This is a genomic window from Kitasatospora sp. NPDC051164 (assembly GCF_044455625.1).
Taxonomy (GTDB): Bacteria; Actinomycetota; Actinomycetes; order Streptomycetales; family Streptomycetaceae; genus Kitasatospora.
The window spans coordinates 142,766-164,192 of record NZ_JBITFB010000005.1; the positions used below are offsets into that span (position 1 = coordinate 142,766).

Sequence of the window (21,427 nt, forward strand, 5' to 3'; positions counted from 1 at the left end):
GTACGCCGGGTGACGCCCAGTACGCCTCAGCGCTGCGTCAGTACGGCGTCAGTACGGTGTTGGTGCGGCGTCAGTACGGCGTGCCGTTGGCGAAGTCGCCGGCGACGGTCGACTCGATGGCGTCGAGCACCCCGGAGTCGGTGGTGATCAGGCCCAGCTCGCGGTTGTGGTTCAGCGAATTGTCGGAGAAGTTCTCCGAGCCCGCGAACACCTTGGCCGACACCGTGCCGTAGTCGGCGACGATCGCCTTGGCGTGGACGTACAGGCCGGTGGTCGACGAGTAGGTGACGACCTGACCGCCCGCCGCGGTCACCTGGTCGAAGGAGTCGGCGTACGAGCTCGGGTTCATCCCGACCACGCGCACGGTGACGCCGCGCGAGGCCGCCGCGGCGACGGCGTCCACCAGGGCCGCGTCGCCGAACTCCAGTTGCTCCAGGTCAAGGCTGGTCCGCGCGCCGTTGATCAGGGCCAGCAGCCGGGACTGCGAGTCGGTGGGCGACCAGACCAGGTTGTCGCCGTCGGTCGGGGTGACGGCGGTCTTGGCGTAGTCGGCGGCGAAGACCCGCTCGATCGCGGCGACGTCGTTGGCGTCGGTGTCGATGACGCCGTAGTCGCGGTCGTTCGCGTAGTAGGCGGAGTCCAGGTTGCCGGTCATGATCAGCGACGTGGCGCCGTCCACCGTGACGGTCTTCTGGTGGGTGTAGACGAACGCCGTGGAGGAGTACGTCACCCCGACCCCGGCGGCCTTGAGGGCCGAGTAGGCGGAGCCGTTGACCGAGGTGTGCGCGCCGTCCAGGATCACCCGGACCTTGACGCCGGCCCGCTGACGGGCGATCAGGGCATTGACGGCGGTGGTGTCGCGCAGCTCGTACATGGTGACGTCGACGGACCGGGTCGCCGCGTTGATCAGGTTGTAGACGACGGTGTGGTCCTGGTCGGGGAAGACGATCGCGGTGTACATACCGGAGGCCGTGGTGGCGGCCTGGGCGGCGCCGGACAGCGGTATCAGACCGGCGGTGGCGAGCAGCAGGGCGCCGGCGCGGCGCGCCAGGGAGGCCAGGGGCATGGGGAAGCTCCATGGTCGGGTGACGGGGAACCTGGTGGGCGAAGCTGGACGGGCGAAGCTGGTGGCGGGAGGCTGCTGAAGGGATCCGGCGGGAGGGAGCCGGTGCGGGGGAGCATGCCGGAACGCGCGGTGAGCGCCCGAACAGCATGCGGCGCGGCCGTCAACGCGGGTAGACGACAGCAGGTAAAACCTTGGCTCCGGACCGGGAAACGAACGGGGCGGCCGACACGCCGATTCCCACAACGGACGATGCGGGCGAACCCGTTCACATTGCCTTCGACCGCCCCGGCCGGTGATAGTGATCTTCGATCGGCGCGGCCGGACGCCGCGTCAGCTGATGAGAGAGCCGAGGAACATGGCGAAGACCAGCCTCCTGCGTCCCCTCGCGGTGGCCGCCGCCGCTGCCGTCCTGATGGCGACCGGCGCCGTGCACGCTGCGGCCGCCGACCGGGGCGCCGCCGACGCGCCCGCCTCCGACATCCCCGGCGTGCTCGCCGCCCTTCAGGCCACCACCGGCGCAGGCGCCCCGGGCGCCTTCGCGGTGATCCGCGACCACGGCGACAAGGAGAACACCCGATCGGTATCGGTCGGCCGGGCCGACCTGGACGGGACCCCGATGAACTCCTCGTGGAGGTTCCGGGTCGGCAGCAACAGCAAGATGTTCACCGCCGTTCTCGTGATGCAGCTGGCGCAGGAGGGCCGGATCGACCTCGACAAGCCGCTGCGCGACTACCTGCCGGAGGGCACCCTGCCGGAGGGGTGGGCCATGACGGGCCGCCAGGTGATGGAGCACCGGGCGGGCGTCTACGACCACACCAACGACCTGCTGGAGCAGGCCGGCGAGGAGACCACCAGCGCGTTCGAGGCGCGCATCCGCACCAACGTGTACGACCCGCGCGACCTGGTGGCGATGTCGGTCAAGCACGGCGTGCAGTACACCCCCGGCACCCGCTACTCGTACTCCAACACCGACTTCGTGCTGATGGGCCTCGCGGTCGAGCACCTCACCGGCCAGCCGTTCGCGGAGGTGCTGAACGAGCGGATCATCCAGCCGCTCGCCCTGCGCAAGACCTCCTTCGTAGTGCCCGACCAGCAGATCCGGGGTGCTCACGTCACCGGCTACCTCACCAACGACGACCGCAGCAAGCCGCTGCTGGACTCCACCGCGCAGAACGGCTCCTGGGTGTGGAGCGCCGGTGCCGTCATCTCCGACGCCGAGGACCTCGACCGCTTCCTCACCGCGCTGCTGGCCGGCGGCGAGGGCGGGCTGGTCTCGGACGACTCGCTGCGGCAGATGACCGCCGCCCTGCCGACGCCCACCGCGAAGATCTCCTACGGCCTGGGGCTGCGCCGCATCTCGCTGTCCTGCGGGGACGTGTACGGCCACGGCGGCATCGTGCAGGGGTTCCAGACCCAGTCCTTCGTGACCCAGGACGGGCGGCGCAGCGTGGTGGTCTTCGCCAACGCCTCCAACAACGGCGCGGTGACGCAGGGGCTGATGAACACCCTGGAGCCGGCCTTCTGCGGCAAGAAGCCCGCGGTCGCGTCGAAGAAGTCCTTCGCGCCCAGCGCGGACGTCCGGGGCTCGGACCTCACCGACGGGCTGCCCGTGGTGGAGGACACCCGGATCTGACCCTGCGGCGCCCCCGTCCCCTCTCGCCACGGAGAGGGGACGGGCGCTCGTGTCAGTGCCCGGGCGGCCCCTGGAAACCGCCCCCCGGCCGGGGGCCGTTCGCGCTGAGGTCGCTGAGCGCCTCGGTGAGCAGTTCCCGGGCCTCCTCGGCGCGGCCCTGCTCGATCAGCGCGGTGCCGAGTTCGGTCAGCGTCTTGGTCATGCTGTCCGGCCGGCCGACCGCCTCGTAGTGCGCCAGGGCCTGCCGGTAGGCCTTCTCGGCGGCCGACCAGCGCTTCAACGCCGCACGGTCCAGGCCCAGTTCGTGCGCGGTCATGGCCGCGAGCAGGTTCATCAGCGGCGCGGACCAGCGCTCCACCAGCTCCAGCGCGCCGGCCAGGGCCCGCCGGCGGGTGTCCACGGCCTCCTCGGCCCGGCCGGACTCGCGCAGGCAGTTGGCGGCGCCGCGCAGGGTGACCAGCCGGCCGATCATCGCCGAGCGGTTGTCGACCTCGGCGAAGGCGTCCGCCGCCCGTTGGAAGGCGTCGATCGCCTCGCGGTGCCGCCGCAGGTAGCGCAGGCCGGAGGCGAGGTAGGTGAGAGCCCAGCCCTGCTGCTCCCGGTCGCCCAGGGCCTGGGCCAACTCCAGTCCTTCGGCGGCCAGTTCGATGCCGCGCTGGTAGCGGTGCAGACAGGTGACGTACGTCCAGGCCAGGTAGTTGACGTGCACCGCCTCGGCCTGCCGGTCGCCGAGCGCGCGGGCGGCGTCCACCGAGAGCTGGAACACCTCCGCCCAGATCCCCCAGCTGAGCAGCCGGTCGGAGAACCAGTGCATGGCCTCGGCGGTGTCGATCACCTCCCGGTGGCGGCCGGTCCGCTGCGCCTGGTGCAGGGCGGCCAGCCACTCCAGGTGCTCGTATTCCAGCCAGCGTGCGGCCTCGGTGAGGTGCGCGGGCGCGGAACCGGTGACCTCGGCGCCGTCCTTGGCGTGCTCGGGGTCGAACCGCAGCCCGTAGGCGGCGGCTCGGTCGAGGAGCCAGCGCCCGGCCCGGGTGCGGGCCTCGGCCAGGTCCTCGGGGGCCTCGTCGACGGCCAGGCGCTCGCCCGCGTAGAGCCGCACCAGGTCGTGCAGGCGGTAGCGCTCCGAGGTGGCCGGCTGCACCAGTCCGGCGTCGACCAGTTGCTCCAGCACCAGTTCGGTCCGGGCCGCCGACCGGCCCGCGTAGGCGGCGGCGACCACCGCCGTGAAGTCCGGTCCGGCCGTCAACGCGCACCGCCGGAGCACCAGTTGGGACTCGGCGGGCAGGCGGCGGTAGGACAGCTCGAAGGCCGGGCGGACCGCCAGGTCGCCGGTCTCCAGCAGGTCCAGTCGGTACTCCTCGGCGGCCAGCTGGCGCACCAGGTGGGCGACCGGCTGCTGCGGGCGGGCGACCAGCCGCTGCCCGGCGATCCGCAGCGCGAGGGGCAGGTAGCCGCAGAGCCCGGCCAGTTCGGCGGTGGCGTCGGGCGCGGCCTCGATCCGCTCCCGGCCGGCGATCCGGGCCAGCAGGCCGGCCGCCTCGGCCGGAGCGAGCACATCCAGGCTCAGCCGGTGCACCGACTCCAGTCCGGGCAGCGCGTTGCGGCTGGTCACGATGGTCACGGCCGGTCCGGAACCGGGCAGCAGCGGGCGCACCTGGCTCTCGTCGGCGGCGTCGTCCAGCACCAGGACCAGCCGCCGCTCGCGCACCAGGGCCCGGTAGAGGCCGGCCCGTTCCTCCGTCCCGGCGGGCACCGCGGCGTCCGCGACGCCCAGGGCGCGCAGCACCTGGCCGAGGGCGTCACGGGCGGGCAGCGGGTGCGCGGACATGCCGCCGAGGTCGAGGGAGAGCTGGCCGTCCGGGAAGCGCGGGGCCAGGGTGTGGGCGGCGTGCAGGGCGAAGGCGGTCTTGCCGAGGCCGGGCTGACCGCTGACCAGCACCACCCGGGGGTGGGCGGGCCGGTCGTCCGAGGCCAGGCCGGCGAGCGCCGCGAGGGCGCCCTCGCGGGCGGTGAAGTCGGCGATGTCGCGGGGTAGGGCGAGGGCGCTCTGGCCCGCGGTGACGGGCGCTGTCCGGGGCGCTTGCTCCCTGCTCCCCGGGTCCCCGTTCCCCGGGTCCGTGGTCGCCGGATTTTCGGGCGGCGCCGCCTGGGCCCCGACCCGCGCCGGACCCGGCCGGACGCCGCGCGGGCGCCCGGACTGCGCGGCGCGGTCCAGCGCCTCCGTCTGCTCGCCGACCAGGCCCAGCGCGACGGCCAGGGCCCGGACGGTGCGCCGCTGCGGCCCGCGGGTGCGGCCCCGCTCCATGTCCCCGAGGGCGCGCAGGCTGACCCCGGCGGCCGCGGCCAGTTCCTCCTGGGTCAGGCCGGCCGCCACCCGGTGTTCGGCCAGCAGACGGCTGAACTCCCCCACGTCCGTGCCCGTTCCGCCGACCCCAGCCGCCATGCCCCGCCCCCACTCACTCGGTCCTGCCACTTCCGCACTTCTGCCTGGAATCACGCCGGGCGATCGGCACCAGGCAGAAGTATGCCCCGGCGGCGGAATTGCCCGCACCCGATCAATCGTCGACGTCTCTTCCCAGCTCAGGGGTACCGCCCGGGTGTCGGACGGTCCGGCGGCGAAGGCCGTTCCCCACGTCGGAACTGCCGGTAGTTCCGCCTGCGGTTCCGCTCTCTGGTGAACGGCTCGACGGCGGGTCGAGGTTCACATCGGGTTTTCCTCCGGTCTCCTCTCGGGCTTCCCATGGGTTTTCCGGGGGCCGGCGGGACGGTTCCGCCCATCGGGCGGCGGCTGCCCACCGGTCGGCGACCGCCCGTAGGTCAGCGGCCGCCCGTCGCCAGTGTCTCGGCGTGGCGCCGGGCCTCGGCCCCCTCCACGCCGCGGCCCAGCTCGCACAGCAGGTCCGCGAGCAGGCCGTGCGAGCGCGCCTCGAGCGCGGGATCGCCGACGGCACGGCCGAGGGCGACGGCGAGCCGGGCCGAGGACAGCGCGGCGTCGCGACGGCCGAGGGCGTGCAGGGCGCGGGTACGGCTGTGGGTGGCGAGGACGGCCTCGGCGCCGCCGGGGCCGGCGGTGGCTTCCCGGACGGCCTCGTCGGCGTGGGCGAGGGCCGGGCCAGGGTCGCCGGCCAGGACCAGGGCGTCGGCGAGTCCGGTGAGCGAGGGCACCAGCAGGTGTCCGGTGACCGGGGTCCGGGCGGCGGCCACCAGGTCGGTGAGCATGGGCAGGGCCCGCTCGTAGCGGCCGGCCCGCAGCAGCGCGGCGGCCACCCGGCTGCGGCAGTGGTGGCGCAGCGCCGCGTCACCGGCCCGGTCGGCCGCGGCGACGGCGAGGTCCAGCTGCTCGGCGGCGGTGCGGTGGGCCGCGCGGGCGATGTGCAGGACCGCGAGGTCGGTGCCGAGCCGGGCGACGGCCGCCGCGTCGCCGTCCGCGTGCGCGGCGCTCAGCCCGGCTTCGACGACGGCCCGCCAGTGGGTCCGGTCGTGGCCGGTGGCCTCGTACAACAGGGCGATCCGGTGGGCGAGTTGCCAGGACCCGGCGGTCCGTCCGTACTGCTCGGCGCACACCACGACGGCGCGCAGGGCGCTCTCCTCGCGGCCGAACCAGGCCGCCGCCCGCTCGCTGCCGCCGGCCGCAGCCGTGCACTCGGCCGTCCAGCCTGCGGTGACGTCCAGGTAGTGGGCGATCAGCCGGTCGAGGGCGACGAACCGTTCGTCGCAGGTGAGTTCGGCGGCCTGCCGGGCGGCGTAGCGGCGCACCAGCTCGCGCCGGGCGTAGCGGCCCGGGGTTTTCTCCTCCAGCAGGTGGACGGCGTCCAGCCCGGTCAGCAGGGAGCGGGTGGCGGCGGGCGGGAGGTCGGCGAGGGCGGCGGCGGTGTCGGTGTCGATCACCGCGCCGGGGTGCAGGCCGAGCATGGTGAACAGCCGGGCGGCGGCGGGCGGCAGCGTCCGGTACGTCCGGTCCAGGGCGGTGGTGAGGCCGATCGGGCCGCGGGCGGTGCTGGTACCGGTGCCGGACAGGGCGGCCAAGCCGGCCTCCTCGGCCGCGAGTTCGCGGGCGAGGTCGCCCGGGGTCCAGTCGGGTCGGGCGGTCAGCCGGGCGGCGGCCAGGCGCAGCGCGAGCGGCAGACGGTCGCAGCGCTCGGCGAGTTCGGCGAGTTCGGCGACGGTGTCCGGGTCTCCGCCGGTCCGGTCCGGTCCGAGGGTGCGGGCGAGCAGCGCGGCGGCGTCCTCGTGGCCGAGCGCGCCCAGCGGGAGCGGGACGCCGCCCTCGTGGACCAGTAGGTGGCGCAGGCGGCTGCGGCTGGTGACGACGGTGACGGGGGCCGGCCCTGGTTCTTCCCCGCCCTCGGTGTCCGCCGTCGGCGGGTCGGGCAGCAGGGGCCGGAGCTGCTCGTGAGAGGCGGCGTCGTCCAGCAGGATCGCCATCCGCCGGCCGGCGACGAGTTCGCGGTAGCGGCGGGAGCGTTCGGCGGTCGAGGCGGGGTGGGCGTCCGGGGCGACGCCGAGGGCGGTGAGGAACTCGGCCAGGACGTCGGCGGGTTCGCGTGGCCCGTCCGGGTCGAAGCCGCGCAGGTCGGCGCGGAGGAGGCCGTCCGGGAAGTGGCGGGTGCCGTGCCGTGCCGCCCAGTGCTGGACCAGGGCGGTCTTGCCGACCCCCGCCGGGCCGGTGACCAGGATCGGGCGGCCCGCCCGGGCCGCGGGCAGGGCCTCCTCCAGGCGGGCGAGTTCGGCGCCGCGGCCGACGAAGCGGCGGTCGGGTGGGGCGGGCTGCTCGCCGAACTGCTCACCGGCGCGGCGCAGTTCCGGTCCGGGCGGGCCGGGGAGCCGGGCGATCGCGCGCTCGTACCGCTCCCGCGCCTCCGCCCGCCGCCCGTCCTGCTCCAGGCAGCGGACCAGCCGGGCGGTCAGCGTCTGCCGGGACGGGTGGGCGTCGGCCGCCTCGGCCAGTTCGGCGGTCGACTCGCCGCCGCGGCCCACCCGGAGGAGTTCCTCGGCCAGCCGTTCCAGGGCGCGCAGTCGCAGGTCGGTGAGGTGCGGGAGCGCCCGCTCGCGCAGCAGGGCTGAGCCGCAGTCGGTGAGCGCCGGGCCGTGCCACAGGTCCAGCGCGGCGCGCAGCAGCGGCAGCGCGGGGCTCTCCGGGGCCGCATCCCTCGGGGCCGCCTCCCCCAGGGCCGTCTCCCCCGGGGCGACGGGCCCGGGCAGCGGGACGCCCGCCTCCTCGCAGAGGCGCGCGAAGCGCAGCGCGTCGACCCGGTCGGGCTCACCGGCCAGCAGGTAGCCGGAGCCCCGGGTGCCCAGCACCAGCCCCGGCCCGTCCAGCAGTTGGCGCAGCGCCGCGACGTGCCCCTGGAGGGCGGCCCGCGCGGTGGGCGGCGCCGCGCCGTCCCAGACCAGCTCGATCAGCTCCTCGGTGGCCACCGTCTGGTTCAGCCGCACGGCGAGCGCGCTCAGCAGCGCCCGCCGTTTGGGGGCCGAGGGCGTCACCGCCGTCCCGTCCTCCCGCCGCAGGACCACCGGCCCGAGCAGATCGATGTGCACGCGTCCCTCTTCTCCCCCACCCGCGGACTTCCGTCCGAGGATAGGCCCGACCTGCCCGTTCACGCTCTCGCGGACCGGTCGGGCCGCCGCGACCCGCGCTCGAACCGGACGTGGCGGTCGGCGTCGTGTCTCTCCGTCATGGCGGCACGGTATCCGGCGGGTCCGACACGAAGGACCGGGCCCCCTCGGGGATTCCGGCCCGGTGCGGGCCCGGGCGCGGGAGGCAAGGCCCCTCGGCGGTCGACGCAACCCGCACCCGCCCCGACCGCGTCCCCGGGGGCAGGAGCGGCGCGGCGCGGACCGTTTCGCGCATTACACTGCTCCACCCCGGGGACCACCCCGGGTGTGACGTGCGGCGATGGTGGGGGTACGTGGTGCGGATTCGGCTGCTCGGCCCGGTGGAGTTGCGGGTCGGGGCGGACGGCTTCGCCACGTTGGCGGGGGCGCAGCGGCGCGCGATCCTGGCGCTGTTGGCGCTGGGGCTCGGACGCGTGGTCTCCGTCGACCGGTTCTGCGAGGCGCTGTGGGGGGAGCAGCCGCCGGCCAGCGCGCGGGCGGCGGTGCAGGGGCATGTCGCCGCGCTGCGCAAGGTGCTCGCCGGCACGCCGTTCGAGCTGCACACCCGGGCGTCCGGCTACCTGCTGACCGGGCCGGCCGACGAGGTGGACGCGCTGCGGTTCGAGACGCTGACCACCCGGGCCGCCGAGCACGCCGGCACGGCCGGCTGCAGTGGCGGCGCCGAGGCGATCGCCCTGCTGGAGGAGGCCCTGCGGCTGTGGCGCGGCGAGGCCCTGGCCGACCTGCCCGACACCCCGCTGCGCACCGCCGCCGTGGACCACCTTAAACAGTCCCGCACCGCCGCCCTGCTCTGCTGGGCCTCGCTGCGGCTGCGCCAGGGCACCGGCGCGGCGGCGGTGGCCGTGCTGGAGCAGAACGTCCGGACCGACGGGCTGCGCGAGGAACTGGTGGCGCTGCTGATGCGCTGCCTGCGCCAGGCCGGACGGCCCGCGGACGCGCTGACCGCCTACCACCAGGCCCGGCAGCGCCTGGACCGCGAGCTGGGGCTCCGCCCCGGCCCGGCCCTGCAGGCCGCCCTCGCCGAGGTGCTGGCCGACGACCGCCCGGAGCGGGTGCCCGCCGCGCCCCCGGCCCCCGGGCCCGCCGCCCGCGTTCCCCACCGGATCCCCCGCCGGATGGTGGACTTCGTCGGACGGCAGGCCGAACTCGAGCGGCTCGACCACACCTGCGCCCCGGACCGCGCCGCCGACGGCCCGGTCCTGGTGGTCGGCCCCGCCGGGGTCGGCAAGAGCGCGCTGGTCACCGCCTGGGCGCACCGGGCCGCCGCCCGCTTCCCCGACGGCCGGCTGCACGCCGACCTGCGCGGCCTCGCCCCGACCGGCCCGGCGCAGCCCGACGCCGTCCTCGCCGACTTCCTGCACGCCCTCGGCGTCCCGGCCGACACCGTCCCCGCCGACCGCGCCGGACGCGCCGCGCTCTTCCGCGAACGCACCAGGGGCCGACGGCTGTTGGTGGTCCTGGACGACGCCGCCGACCCCGATCAGGTCGCCGACCTGCTGCCCGAAGGGCCCGGCTGCGTTGCGGTCGTCACCAGCCGGGGCTCGCTGGAGGACCTGGTCGCCCTCGACGGGGCCGCCCTGCTGCGGCTGGCCGCCCTGCCCGAGGACGACGCCCTGCTCCTCCTGGAGCGCGCCCTGACGCCCGAACGGGTGCGCGCCGATCCGGAGGCCGCCGCCCGCCTCGTCCTCCTCTGCGACCGGCTGCCGCTCGCCCTGCGGATCGCCGCCGCCCGCCTCGCCGCCCAGCCCGACTGGACGGTCGCCGAGCTGGCCACCGAACTCGCCGACGAACAGACCCGGTTGGCCGTCCTGGACGCCGACGGCACCCTCGGCATCCGCGCGCAGCTGCAACTGACGTACCGTCGACTCTCCGAACCCGCCGCCGACCTGCTCACCGCCCTGGCCGTCCACCCCGGCGGCGAGGTCGACACCCCGACGAGCGCCGCACTGCTCGGCACCGACACCGCCACCACCCACCGGGCGCTCGGCGAACTGGCCGCCCACCACCTGCTCACCGGCACCGCCCCCGGCCGCTACGGCCGCACCGACCTGGTCCGGCTGTTCAGCGCCGGACTGCTCGCCGAACTGCCCGAACGGCGACGACGCCTGCTCCGGGAACGCCTGGCGGACTACTACCTCGCCGCCCTCCAGCACTGCGGCTGCTACCTCGACCCCGGCCAGGAGGACTCCGACTCCCCCACCCACCCGCCGCAGGCCCTTCCGCCCGCCGGTGACATCCGCACCGCGCTCGACTGGTTCCGCGCCGAGGAACCCGCCGTCCACGCACTCGTCGGCGCCACCGCCGACACCGACCCCGAACGCGCCTGGCGGCTCGCCCTGACCAGCGGCTCGCTCTACTACGGCGCCAGCCGCTTCACCGACTGGCTCGCCACCGCCCGGGCAGGCCAGGAGGCGGCCGAACGGTGCGGGGACCCGGTCGCGGTCGCACTGCTGCACAACTGCCGGGCGCAGGCCCTGGTCGCGCTCGAACGCCGGCACGAATCGGCGGAGGCGGCACGAAAGGCGGTGGCCGCCACCGAATCCGTCGACGGGCCGCGGGCCGCGTCCGCGCGCGTCCGGGCGCTCGCCACCCTCGCCTTGGTCACCGCGATGCTCGGCACCACCGCCGAAGCCGAACGGCTGGCCGCCTCCGCCACCACCCTCGCCCTGGCGTCGGGCAACCGCCGACGGCTGGTCGACGCCAAAGTCCACCAGGGCTGGGTCCACCTGGCCGGCGGCGACCGGGAAGGCGCGCAGCGCTGCTCCCGCGAGGCCCGCGAGCTACTGCCGCCCGCTCCCGTCACCCAGGTCCACCTCTGGTCACTGCTGACCGAGGCACAGGCCCTCCCGCCGACCGTCCGCGACGAGACCGCCGACCTCGCCTGGCACCGGCTGCTCGCCGCGTGCGAGGAGGCGGGCCTGCTCTACCTGCACGCGGTCACCGAACAGTCCTACGCCGCCCACCTGCTGGCCCGCGGCCGGGAACCGGAGGTGGGCGGCCGACTGCGCATCGCGCTCGACCGCTTCCGCGCCCACGAGCGGCAGGCCGGCTACCTGAGCGAGTTCACCACCAGCCTGGAGGAGTCGCTCAACCTCCGCTCCACCGGCTGGCCACCGGGCCGCTGAGGCGGGCGAACGGGCAGCGGGCGGCTGAAGCGGGCCGACCGTCAGCGGACGGTCAACGGGCGGCCGAAGCGGGCCGCTGAGCCGGCACGGTCACCGGACCGGCCGCGGCGGCGCCGCCCTCCGCGGCCGCTGCCGCCGTGCGGACGGGCGGGGCGTACCCGTGCTCCGCCGCCAGGACCGGGCGCAGCGCCCGAATGGCGTAGAAGTTGCGGGACTTGACCGTCCCCGGCGGCACCCCCAGCCGGGCCGAGGCCTCCAGCACCGACCGGTCCTTCAGGTGGAGCTCGACCAGCACCTCCCGGTGGTGCTTCTGCACCCGGCGCAGCGCCAGCGCGATGTCCCGGGCGACCACGACCTGTTCGTACGGGTCCTCGGCGAGCGGGCGGTCCTCCAACGGCTCACCGATGACCTCCTTGGCGCGGGCGGCGGCCATCCGGTAGTGGTCGATCGCGATCCGCCGGGCCACCGTGAACAGCCAGGGCCGGCTCTGCTCGGGCCCGGCGCTCAGTGCCTCCGGGTGCTGCCAGGCGCGCAGCAGGGTCTCCTGCAGGATGTCCTCGGCCTTGCCGCGGTCCCCGCCCGTGGCCCGCAGCAGCGCACGCAGCAAGTAGCCGCCGTGCAGCCGGTGGATCTCGGCGAGCGTCTCGGGGTCGAGGGTCGGACGGACCGGGCGGCCCGGGGCAGTGGCAGCCCCCGCCGCGTCCGACGGACCCCCGGAGGGCTGGGCGACGGGCGTGGACTGGGCGACGGACGGCTTCGACACGCGCTACCTCTCAGATCGGGCAGGGGGCACGGCACAGACAGGACACCGCTGGGCAGCCGGCCGGACGTCCCCGGCAGCGGCTACGACAGCACACTGCCGGAGCCCGCCAAGTCCTCACCAACGATCCGCCAACGCCCCGACTCACGGCACCCGGGCCGCCGCCGGATGCCGTGTCAGCCGGCCCCGGCCACGCGCGGCAGGCCCCCGCCGAACCCCTCGATCAGGCGGCGGTCAGCGTCCGTTGAGCTCCCGCACCAGGTCCTCCACCCCGTCCTCGCCCCGGTGCTCGATCAGCATCGCGACCCATCTCGCCAACCGCTCCCGCTCCGCCGCCGACCACCCCGACGCCGACGGATGCTCGTCCACCACCAGCGCCGAGGCCACTCTCAACAACCCCGACGGCGCCGATCCCGGCCGCCACCGCCCCTGCGGCACCGCCCGCAACGCCAACCGGCGGGCGACCGCGATCACCACCTCCGCCGACGCCTCCGGCACCCCCAGCCCGGTCGGCCCCGCCCCACTCGGCGCACCCGCCCGCACCAGCGCGGCGACGAACTCCCGCGCCTCCGGCCCGTCCACATCCATCCCGCGGCCCTCCCCCGTCCCGATCACGGGACTCACGCTCCTTCCACCTCGATGACACTCAGCAGACGCCGGGTGCCACCGAACGACGGTACCGAGCGGTAGCCGGTCGAGCAGGGGAATTAGTGCGTACGACCGGACGGGCGGACGCACGGCACAACCTCCCGGCACGACAAGGGGAGCGAGGCGCGCCCTGCCCCGCTCAACGGTCCCCCCGCCGGGAGTGGTTCAGGTGAACCGGAACGGAACCTTCGACCGTAGTCCCGGCTGTACGGGCCGACCGGAGGCAGGGTCGGGCGCAACACGGACCGGAAGGTCGGACGATGGCTTTCACCGACGGCACCCCCGGTGTCGGCACCGACGTCCCCGCCGCCCCCGACTACTCGCCGGCGGCCTGGCCCGAACCCGTCGCCCTCCTCCCCCGGCAGCCGCTGGACCTGCTCGGAACCGTCCTGATCCCCGCCCCCGAACGGCAGTTGTTCACCCGCGGCCCGGACACCGACCCAGCCACGGCCCCCCAGCCGCCGACCGGCCCCGCCACCCCAGCCGCAGCCGCACCACCCGCCGCGATCGCGGCGGTTGCGGCAGTCGCGGCACCGGACACCCCGGCCCTGCGCCGTGCACCCGCCGGCCCGCGCACCCGCCGCCTCACCCTTCCCGGCAGCGCGGAGACCCGGCGCCGACACCTCCTCGACCGCATCCGCGTACCCCTGCGCGCCTGCCACCGCATCGCCGTCCTCGGCAGCCCCACCGAAGGCATCACCACCGTCCTCGGCGCCCTGCTCGCCGAACACCGCGCCGACCCGGTCCTCGTCCTCGTCCCCGGCGGCCCCGCCCAGGGCGAACACCGCACAGCCGGCCGACTCGTCGTGCACGCCGTCCAACCGGACCCCGCCACCCTCCCCGCCACCCTCACCGAACTCAGCGGCCACTACCCGGTGATCCTCGCCGACACCACCGCCTCCCCCGTCGACCTCCGGCTACCCGCCGTCGAACTCGCCCACCAACTCGTCCTCTGCGAACCCTCCTCGGCCACCGGCGCCCACAACGCCAACACCCTCCTCGACCACCTCACCGCCCTCGGCCACCACGGCCTGGTCCACGGCGCGGCCACCGTCTTCACCCCCGCCCCACCCGCCGACCGCCCCATCGCCGAACGCGACCTCCTCACCCACTTCCGCACCCGCTGCCGCGGCGCCGTCGCCCTCCCACCCCACAACCCGGCCGACCCCACCACCCTCCGTCCCCGCACCCGCGACGGCTACCTCGAACTCGCCGCCCTCATCGGCGACGCCATGGCCGACCGCCAAGGGTGACGCCGCCCCCGCTACCGCCCAGCCCGGAGGGTGACGGCGGTGGGTGGCGACATGGCGGGACGGCTGCGGGGTGCCCCGTTTTCGAGCCTGCCCTCGACCGAACGTCACCGCAACGGGGCCTGCCGCAGCACGCAACCCCCTCACCAACCCGGGTACCTGCCCGAGGCGGAGCGACAATGGTGGCGTGGCTTGGGTGGGGCGTGGCCCGGCCGGCCGGGAGCTACCGCACTTCGCCCCTCCTCCGCCCGCCCCGGGCACGGGCCCGGATGGTGATCGTGGCAAAAGCGGGGGCAAGGGTCGTGGCGCGGGCGGCTCCAGGAGCTGCCGAAGCTCGGACCGCCGCGCACCCCTCGTCCGCTCGTGCGCCCGGCCCGGGCACGGGCCTCACTGCGGGCACGGGGGGGCGATGGCTGCCGAAGGGAGCACCCTTCCCTCAGTTCTCCTCCACGCGGCCCGGGCGCCAGCCTCGGGTGCGGGCGCGGGGGGTGACGGCGGCGGCTGCGGCTACCAGGGCGGCGGTGGCGAGGGAGGCGAGGGCGATGGTGGTGGCTTGGGTGGGGGCGTTGGTGGCGGGGCGGGTGGGGGGCATGGCGAGGGCGGCTGCGGGGGGTGCCGGGGTGGTGGGGGCGGGGTCGGGGAGTTGGGTGACGGCGGTGACGGGGTCGATGGTGCCGTAGCCGTACTGGGGGTCGGTGCTGTGGTAGGCGGTGGTTTCCAGGCGGCGGGTCAGCTGGTCGACAGTGAGGGTCGGGCGGTAGCCGAGGGCGAGGGCGGCGGTGGCGGCGACGAAGGCGGTGGCGAAGCTGGGGCCGACGCCGGTGTAGTAGCCGCCGGGGGTGGGGCCGGGGCCGGTGACGGCGTCGCCGGGGGCGGCGAGGTCGACGCGGCCGCCGACCGGGACGGCTGTGGGGCCGTCCGGGAGTGCGCCGCCGGGGGCGAGGTCGCGGACGGCGAGGACCTCGGGGTAGGCGGCCGGGTAGGCGGGGCCGGGTTTGGCGGTGCCGGACTGGCCGGTGTCGGTCGGGGCGGTGTCGGGGGCGGCGGGGGCGACGATCAGGGCGCCTTTCGCGCGGGCTGCCCGGACGGCGCCGGCGAGGGCGTCGTTGCCGCTGGGGAGGGCGACGGCGACCGCGATGATGCGCGCGCCCCGGTCGGCCGCTGCCGTGATGCCCTGGGCGAGGAGGTCGGCCGAGGCGACCCCGGCCTCGTTGGTGACGGAGACGGCGAGGATTCTGGCGCGTGGCGCGACGCCGGCGAAGCCCGTCCCCCCGCGTTGGTCGGCGGCGATCAGGCCGGCCAGAAAGGTGCCGTGGCCGACGCAGTCCTGGGTCGGGTCGGCGCCGCCCGGGAGCGGGGCGTAGTCGAGGCGGCCGGTGAGCAGGCCGCTGCCGTCCTTGACTCCGGAGCCGAGGACGGCGACGGTGACGCCTTCGCCCCGGCTGAGGGGCCAGACCCGGTCGGCCCGTAGGAAGGTCTGCGGCCAGGGGGTGAGTTGGGTGCCTTTGGTGGATGCCGGGAGGCAGCCGGCCGCTTTGCCGCCGGGGTCGCGGCGCAGTTGGGTGACGCCGGGCAGGGTGTCCGGGGAGTCGGCGGCGGCCGCGCTGCCCGCCGAGGGCAGCAGCAGGCCGGCGGCCAGCAGCGCCGCCGTGCCTCGTACGGCGGGCAGACCCACACCCCTCGCGGAGACCCCCCTCACGGGCACCCGCCTCACGCGAAGCTACCGATCCGCTCGGTCGGGATGTCCTGGGGCAGCAGGAGGCTGAGTTCGTCCAGGTCCGCGATGTCCAGCCGGGACAGCCGCCCCGCCTGGCGGGTGATCATCGCTTCCAGCATCTGCCGCGCGAAGCGTCCGTTGCCGAAGGAACGGTCGCGCGGGACGACCGCGAACAGTGTGGCGAGTGCCGCCAGGGTCTCCGGAGTGCAGCTGTACCCGGCGGTTTCGGCCTGGAGCCGGACGATGGTGACGAGTTCGTCGTCCGCGTAGTGGTCGAAGGTGATCTCGCGGGAGAACCGGGAGGCCAGGCCGGGGTTGGAGGCAAGGAAGCCGCGCATTTCCTCCTGGTAGCCGGCCACGATGACGACGACCTCGTCGCGGTGGTCCTCCATCAGCTTCATGAGGGTGTCGACCGCTTCCTGGCCGAAGTCGCCGCCGGCGCCGTGGCGGGGTGTCAGCGTGTAGGCCTCGTCGATGAAGAGCACGCCGCCGCGGGCGCGTTCGAAGGCGTCCCGGGTGAGCTGGGCGGTGTGGCCGATGTAGCGGCCCACGAGGTCGGCGCGGGCGGTCTCGATGAGCTGGCCGGCGGGCAGCACCCCGAGTTCGGCGAGGAGTTCGCCGTACAGCCGGGCGACGGTGGTCTTGCCGGTGCCGGGCGGACCGGAGAAGACCAGGTGGTGGCTGATGGTGGCGGCGGGCAGGCCCGCCTCGATCCGGCGCCGGGTCTGCTTGGTGAGGTTGACCAGGTCTTCGACCTGTTCCTTGGCGGCGGCGAGGCCGACCATGGAGCGCAGCCGGTCGAGCAGGCCGGGCTCGTCCGGCTTGCTGTCTCCGGCGACGGCCGCGGCGGCCTGCTCGCCGACGTCACCGGGCAGCAGCTGGGTCAGTGCGACGTTGTCGAAGTTCTCCAGTTCGGCGAGCCGGGAGGCCTGCCGGTCGACCATCTCCTCGAACACCTTGCGGGCTGCTCGGCCGTTGCCGAAGTCGGCGCCCTTGGGCATCCGTTCGAAGTGGACGGCGAGCGCTTCGCGGGTGCCCTCGGCGAGTTCGTAGCCGTGGCCGGCGGCGGCGTGTCCGACGATCGTGGTGAGTTCGTCGACGCTGTAGTTCTGGAACTCGACGGTGCGGCTGAACCGGGAGGCCAGGCCGGGGTTGGAGGCGAGGAACTCGCGGATCTCGACCTCGTATCCGGCGACGATGACCACCAGGTCCTCGCGGTGGTCCTCCATCAGCTTGACCAGGGTGTCGATGGCTTCGCGGCCGAAGTCGGGGCCGGTGCCGCCGGAGCCGGCCGACAGGGTGTACGCCTCGTCGATGAAGAGCACGCCGCCGAGGGCCTCCTTGACGACCTCGGTGGTCTTCAGGGCGGTTCCGCCGATGATCGAGGCGACCAGGTCGGCGCGGGCGACCTCGACGAGGTGGCCGCTGCGCAGCACACCGAGTTCGGCGAGGATGGCGCCGTAGAGCCGGGCGACGGTGGTCTTGCCGGTGCCGGGCGGCCCGGCGAAGACCAGGTGGCGGCTCATCGGGAGGGCGGGCAGGCCGGCCTGTTCGCGGCGCCGGGCCAGCTTGTTGAGGTTGACCAGGGTGGCGACCTGCTCCTTGACGCCCTCCAGCCCGACCAGGGTCTGCAGGACGGCCTGCGGACCCTGGGGGCCCTGCGGCCCGGCGTCGGCGGGGCCGGACTGCGGGGTCCCGTCGGCGGGTGCGCTCTCCCCGTCGGTGGTGACGGCGGTGCCGGGCGTGGCGGCGGCGACCGCCGCCGAACCGTGGGCGTCCGGTGACCGGTTGTCCCGGCTGTCGAGGTTCTCGACCGCGAGCCGGTCGGTCGTCTCGGTCTGCCGCAGGCCCGCGCCCTGGTTCTCGGCGGCCAGGCAGTCGGTGAGCCGGACGGGCTCCGCGGACTCGGAGCGCAGCCCGTCCACGGTGTTGTCGATGAGCTGGCAGGAGGTCAGTGTGGCGCGGGCGCCGGCCATCAGGTGGAGTCCGTGGCGGCGGTTGGTCCGCAGCCGGGAGCGGGTGGCGGTCAGTTCGCCGCCGCGCTCGACGCTCGCGCCGTCGAAGGCGTTGTCGGTGGAGTCGACGTCGCGCAGGGTGGCGACGCCCTCGGTGCCCACCGAGATGCCGCAGGACTTGCTGCCGCGCACCTGGCTGCCGCCGAGGTAGGTGTTGGCGCCGTCGGCGATCCGGATGCCGTGGTTGCCGGAGTCGAGCACGGTGGCGTCCTCGATCCGGCCGCGCCCGTCGCGCAGCACCTCGATCCCGTGGCCGCCGGCGGCGGTGACGGTGGTGCGGCGCAGCAGCGGGTTGGCGCCGTCGCGCACCACGATGCCGACGCCGGCCGCGTCGCGGACCTCCAGCCGGTCGAACTCGGCGGCGCTCTCCCCGGTGAGTTCGACGCCGTCGGTCTCGGCGTCGCGCACCACCGCCCGCACCAGGCCGGGGCCGGCCGACTCGCCGACGTGGATGCCGGCCTGGGCGGGGGCGGTGACCTCGCAGTCCTCGAAGGTGCCTCGGGAGCGGCCCGTGATGTGCAGGCCGTGCCCCTGGGGGCGCACTGCGCGGCAGCGGCGCAGCAGCGGGTCGGTGCCGTTGGTGAGCACGTAACCGTGGCCGCGGACGGCGGTGACGGTGCAGTCCTCCAGGACGACCCGGGCGGTGGAGCCGACGAACACGCCCAGCGCGCTGTCGCGGATCTCGGTGCGCAGCAGCCGCGTGGTGCTCTGCTCCTCCAGGGCCACGGCGGGCTTGTCGGTGGCGGAGATCTCGCAGTCCTCGACCACGCCGCGCGCCTCGCCGTTGGCGCAGACGCCGTTGCCGCGGGCGTCGCGCAGCACGCAGCGCCGAACGGTCGGGTTGGCCCGCTCGCCGATCACCAGGGCGGAGGTGCCCAGGTGCTCGATGACGCTGTCCTCGATGACACTGGCGCCGGTGGACGTCTCGACCAGCCCGGCGCCGGCCGGATTGACCACCCGGCAGCCGCGCATGGCGAGTTCGCCCTGCTGGCGGGTGAGCACGGCGGTCCACGCGTTGCCGGCCACCTCGCAGTCCTGGAGGGCGAGTTGACCGCGCGGAACGTCCACGGCGGGCAGCTCGTCGTCCTGCCCCTGCAACACCAGTCCGGTCAACTGGACGGCTTCGGTGAGCACCTGGACCACCGAGCCGCGCCGCGGACTGATCCGCACACTGCCCCGGACGTCCTCGGCGGTGATGCTCACCACCTTGGTGAGCACCAGGTTCTCGTCGTACCGGCCGGGGCGCACCGAGATCACCGCGCCGCTGCGGGCGGCCTGGAGGGCTTCGCCGATCGTGCGGTAGGAGCCGGGCTCCCGCTGCTCCGCGCAGACCGTCAGCACCGGGCGCGACATGCCTGGGGTTCCCTTCGTCGTGGGGCGTGGTGGTTCTTCGGTGGTTCGGGCATGCGGTGTCGGGGCGTGCGGCGTCAGGGCGTGCAGGTGGCACGCACCGCGCTGGCGGCGTGGTGGGCCAACTTGGCGCCGCTGCTCCAGTCGACGCCGCGGCTGTGCAGGGTGAGGGAGATCGGGCCGCGGTAGGGGAACGGCCCCTTCGTCACCCAACTACCCAGACTGGCCGTCTGGTTGATGGTGAACGAGCCGACCGAGCCGCCGCCGCTCTGCACCGTGTAGTAGCTCGGGTTACCGCCGACCTGCTTCACGTTGCTGCTGGCCGGGATGTAGACGGCCAGGGTGCAGCTGGTGACCTTGTCCAGGCTGAAGGTCCAGACCACCGAGTTGCTCTTGTCGTCGTTCGCGTCACCGGACATCGGCATCGAGGCGTAGGTGCCGTTGCAGCCGTCGCCGCTGTAGCCACCGGAGTTGTTGCGCCAGCCCTTGTCGCCGTCGTCGTACCAGCCGTAGGTGCGGTAGTTGCCGCAGTACGGGCCGGCGACCGCGGTGACCGGCGCCGGCTGCTTGGCGACCGGCGGCGGGGCGGGGTTCTGGGCCCCGGCCGGCGGCGGGGCCGGCTGGTTCGCCGGCGGCTGGTTCGGGGCGGGCTGGTTCGGCACGGGCTGCTGGGGCGCGGGCTTGGCAGCACCGGCGCCGCCACCGGCCGGGGCGGGGCCCGAACCGCCCTGGGCCGGGCCGCCCCCGCCGGTCGCGCTGCCGCCGGTCCCCACCGGGTTGGCCGCTCCACCGGGCTGCGCCGCGACGCCGGAACCCCCGCCGCCACCCGTGCCGTTCGGGGCCGACGCCGGCTGGTCACCCGTGGCAAGCGGGACCGATCCGGCGTCCACCGGCGGAACGACCGCCCCGGGCTGCCCGTCCGGGGCGGGACTCCCGCCGCCGACGCCGCCGTGCTCGTCGTAGCCGGGCACGAACCCGCTACCGCCGTCCCCGCCACCCTGCCCGTACCCGGGCGGCGCGTCGGCCTGGGCCGGCCCGTGCTTGGGGTCGTTGCCGCCGAGCTGCGTCACCACCACCGAGGTGCCGACCAGCACCAGACCGACCGCGACGGCCGCCGCGATCATCGGCCGGGACACCCGGCCCGGCCGCGGACCCGGATCCGTACCCGACTCGGTGGACGACTCACCGACCACCGCGGCGGCCAGCGCCTCGGGCGTCCCGGCCGCCGAGGGAGCCGCGACGGCGGGGGCCGCGACGGAGGCGGCAGAGGCGGGAGCGGGCACGGGAGGCGCGGCCGGGGTCACGGCCGGCTTTCCTGCCTGCGCCCCGGCCTTGGGCGCGTTCTCGGACGCGTTCATGGGCGCGTTCTCGGGGGCGTTCTTGGGGGCACGCTCTGCTTCGGCCCCGGCCCCGCCGACGGCTCCCGCCTGCGCGGGCAGCACCGCGGTCGGGGCGCCCGCCGCGGCCTCCGCCGCCGTCCCGGACGCCGCCTCCGCAGACTCCGCTTCCGCGGACTCCGCTTCCGCGGACTCCGCCTCGGCGGCCAAAGCCCAGTTCACCGTCGGAAGTTGGAAACCGGACGGCTTCCGACCCGGCTCGCCGCGCTGCTCCTCGCCCACCATGCATCCCCTGTGTTCGACGACACTCCTGTGGGGAGGTACGGCCAGACCGGCCCGCGCGGTTCAGCCGGTTCCGCCCGCCTTCAGGAGCCGACGGTCCAGACCGGCTCCTCGGCCGCCTCCGGCGGGGTCAGCACGAACGAGACCGCCCGCTCCAGCACCTCCTGCTCCGGCTCCGCCCACGGCCCGTCACCCTGGGCGCGGACGTGCGCGAGCAGCTCCGGGTCGGGCGCCAGCCCGTACTCCTCGAGGTAGTACGTCACCGTGTCGGTCCAGATCCACCGGCCGTCGGTGCGGAAACCCATCGGGACGACACCGCGCAGGCTCGGATCGACCACGTCGTCCATCAGCATCGTGGTCAGCAGCACCGCCGCCCCCGCCCGCAGGTAGCGGGCGACGGCCTCGCGCTCCCCGCCCGCCGCGAGCCGCGGCCGGTCCGGCCCGAAGCCGGGCCCGGTCACCGGGTCCACGACGTCGAACACCGCCGCGAGCCGGAACCCGTCCCGCACCGTCTCGCCCATGCCGCACTCCTCCTGCTGGTCTTTTCCCTACGCTACGTCCCACGGACGGCCGGGCGTCCCCGGTTCACCGGAGCCGGCACGAGCGAGGAGCCGTCCATGGCGGGCCT

12 protein-coding genes are annotated in these 21,427 nt (G+C 75.4%); 3 read left to right on the forward strand and 9 right to left on the reverse strand.

Annotated elements, in window-relative coordinates:
• Positions 1–70 precede the first annotated feature (70 nt).
• Positions 71–1,066 carry a phospholipase D-like domain-containing protein gene (locus ACIBEC_RS09845; RefSeq protein ID WP_360493956.1) on the reverse strand — a complete coding sequence of 332 codons (996 nt, stop codon included), beginning with the start codon at positions 1,064–1,066 and terminating at the stop codon, positions 71–73.
• Between the two features lie 355 nt (positions 1,067–1,421).
• Here ACIBEC_RS09845 and ACIBEC_RS09850 point away from each other — a divergent pair, with 355 nt between their 5' ends.
• On the forward strand, positions 1,422–2,699 hold the full coding sequence (locus ACIBEC_RS09850) for a serine hydrolase domain-containing protein (protein ID WP_360493953.1): 1,278 nt from the start codon (positions 1,422–1,424) through the stop codon (positions 2,697–2,699).
• A gap of 52 nt (positions 2,700–2,751) precedes the next feature.
• Here ACIBEC_RS09850 and ACIBEC_RS09855 read toward each other — a convergent pair whose 3' ends face one another.
• Complete coding sequence (locus ACIBEC_RS09855) at positions 2,752–5,142, reverse strand: tetratricopeptide repeat protein (protein ID WP_360493950.1); 2,391 nt, start codon at positions 5,140–5,142, stop codon at positions 2,752–2,754.
• A 374-nt stretch (positions 5,143–5,516) separates the two neighbouring features.
• The gene (locus ACIBEC_RS09860) at positions 5,517–8,237 is read right to left on the reverse strand and encodes a BTAD domain-containing putative transcriptional regulator (protein WP_360493947.1); all 2,721 of its coding nucleotides are present in this window, start codon (positions 8,235–8,237) and stop codon (positions 5,517–5,519) included.
• A gap of 371 nt (positions 8,238–8,608) precedes the next feature.
• Between ACIBEC_RS09860 and ACIBEC_RS09865 the strand changes: the two genes are divergently transcribed.
• A complete protein-coding gene (locus ACIBEC_RS09865; protein ID WP_360493944.1) occupies positions 8,609–11,440 on the forward strand; it encodes a BTAD domain-containing putative transcriptional regulator in 2,832 nt (943 codons plus the stop codon).
• Positions 11,441–11,492: 52 nt separating this feature from the next.
• On the opposite strand, the gene ACIBEC_RS09870 is transcribed toward ACIBEC_RS09865, so the two are convergent.
• Both ACIBEC_RS09870 and ACIBEC_RS09875 read right to left on the reverse strand, forming a co-directional pair.
• Complete coding sequence (locus tag ACIBEC_RS09870; RefSeq protein WP_360493941.1) at positions 11,493–12,203, reverse strand: sigma-70 family RNA polymerase sigma factor; 711 nt, start codon at positions 12,201–12,203, stop codon at positions 11,493–11,495.
• 231 nt (positions 12,204–12,434) lie between these two features.
• The gene (locus ACIBEC_RS09875) at positions 12,435–12,824 is read right to left on the reverse strand and encodes a hypothetical protein (RefSeq protein ID WP_360493938.1); all 390 of its coding nucleotides are present in this window, start codon (positions 12,822–12,824) and stop codon (positions 12,435–12,437) included.
• A 284-nt stretch (positions 12,825–13,108) separates the two neighbouring features.
• Here ACIBEC_RS09875 and ACIBEC_RS09880 point away from each other — a divergent pair, with 284 nt between their 5' ends.
• The gene (locus ACIBEC_RS09880) at positions 13,109–14,101 is read left to right on the forward strand and encodes a hypothetical protein (protein ID WP_360493935.1); all 993 of its coding nucleotides are present in this window, start codon (positions 13,109–13,111) and stop codon (positions 14,099–14,101) included.
• A gap of 433 nt (positions 14,102–14,534) precedes the next feature.
• On the opposite strand, the gene ACIBEC_RS09885 is transcribed toward ACIBEC_RS09880, so the two are convergent.
• The 4 genes from ACIBEC_RS09885 to ACIBEC_RS09900 all read right to left on the reverse strand — a co-directional run bounded on the left by ACIBEC_RS09885 (position 14,535) and on the right by ACIBEC_RS09900 (position 21,320).
• Positions 14,535–15,797 (reverse strand): S8 family serine peptidase, encoded by a 1,263-nt coding sequence (locus ACIBEC_RS09885; protein WP_360493932.1) that lies wholly within the window; start codon positions 15,795–15,797, stop codon positions 14,535–14,537.
• A gap of 11 nt (positions 15,798–15,808) precedes the next feature.
• A complete protein-coding gene (locus ACIBEC_RS09890; RefSeq protein ID WP_360493929.1) occupies positions 15,809–19,183 on the reverse strand; it encodes a right-handed parallel beta-helix repeat-containing protein in 3,375 nt (1,124 codons plus the stop codon).
• Positions 19,184–19,257: 74 nt separating this feature from the next.
• On the reverse strand, positions 19,258–20,739 hold the full coding sequence (locus ACIBEC_RS09895) for a hypothetical protein (RefSeq protein ID WP_360493927.1): 1,482 nt from the start codon (positions 20,737–20,739) through the stop codon (positions 19,258–19,260).
• Between the two features lie 143 nt (positions 20,740–20,882).
• Entirely contained in the window at positions 20,883–21,320 is a 438-nt protein-coding gene (locus ACIBEC_RS09900; protein WP_360493924.1) for a hypothetical protein, read from the reverse strand.
• Positions 21,321–21,427 lie beyond the last annotated feature (107 nt).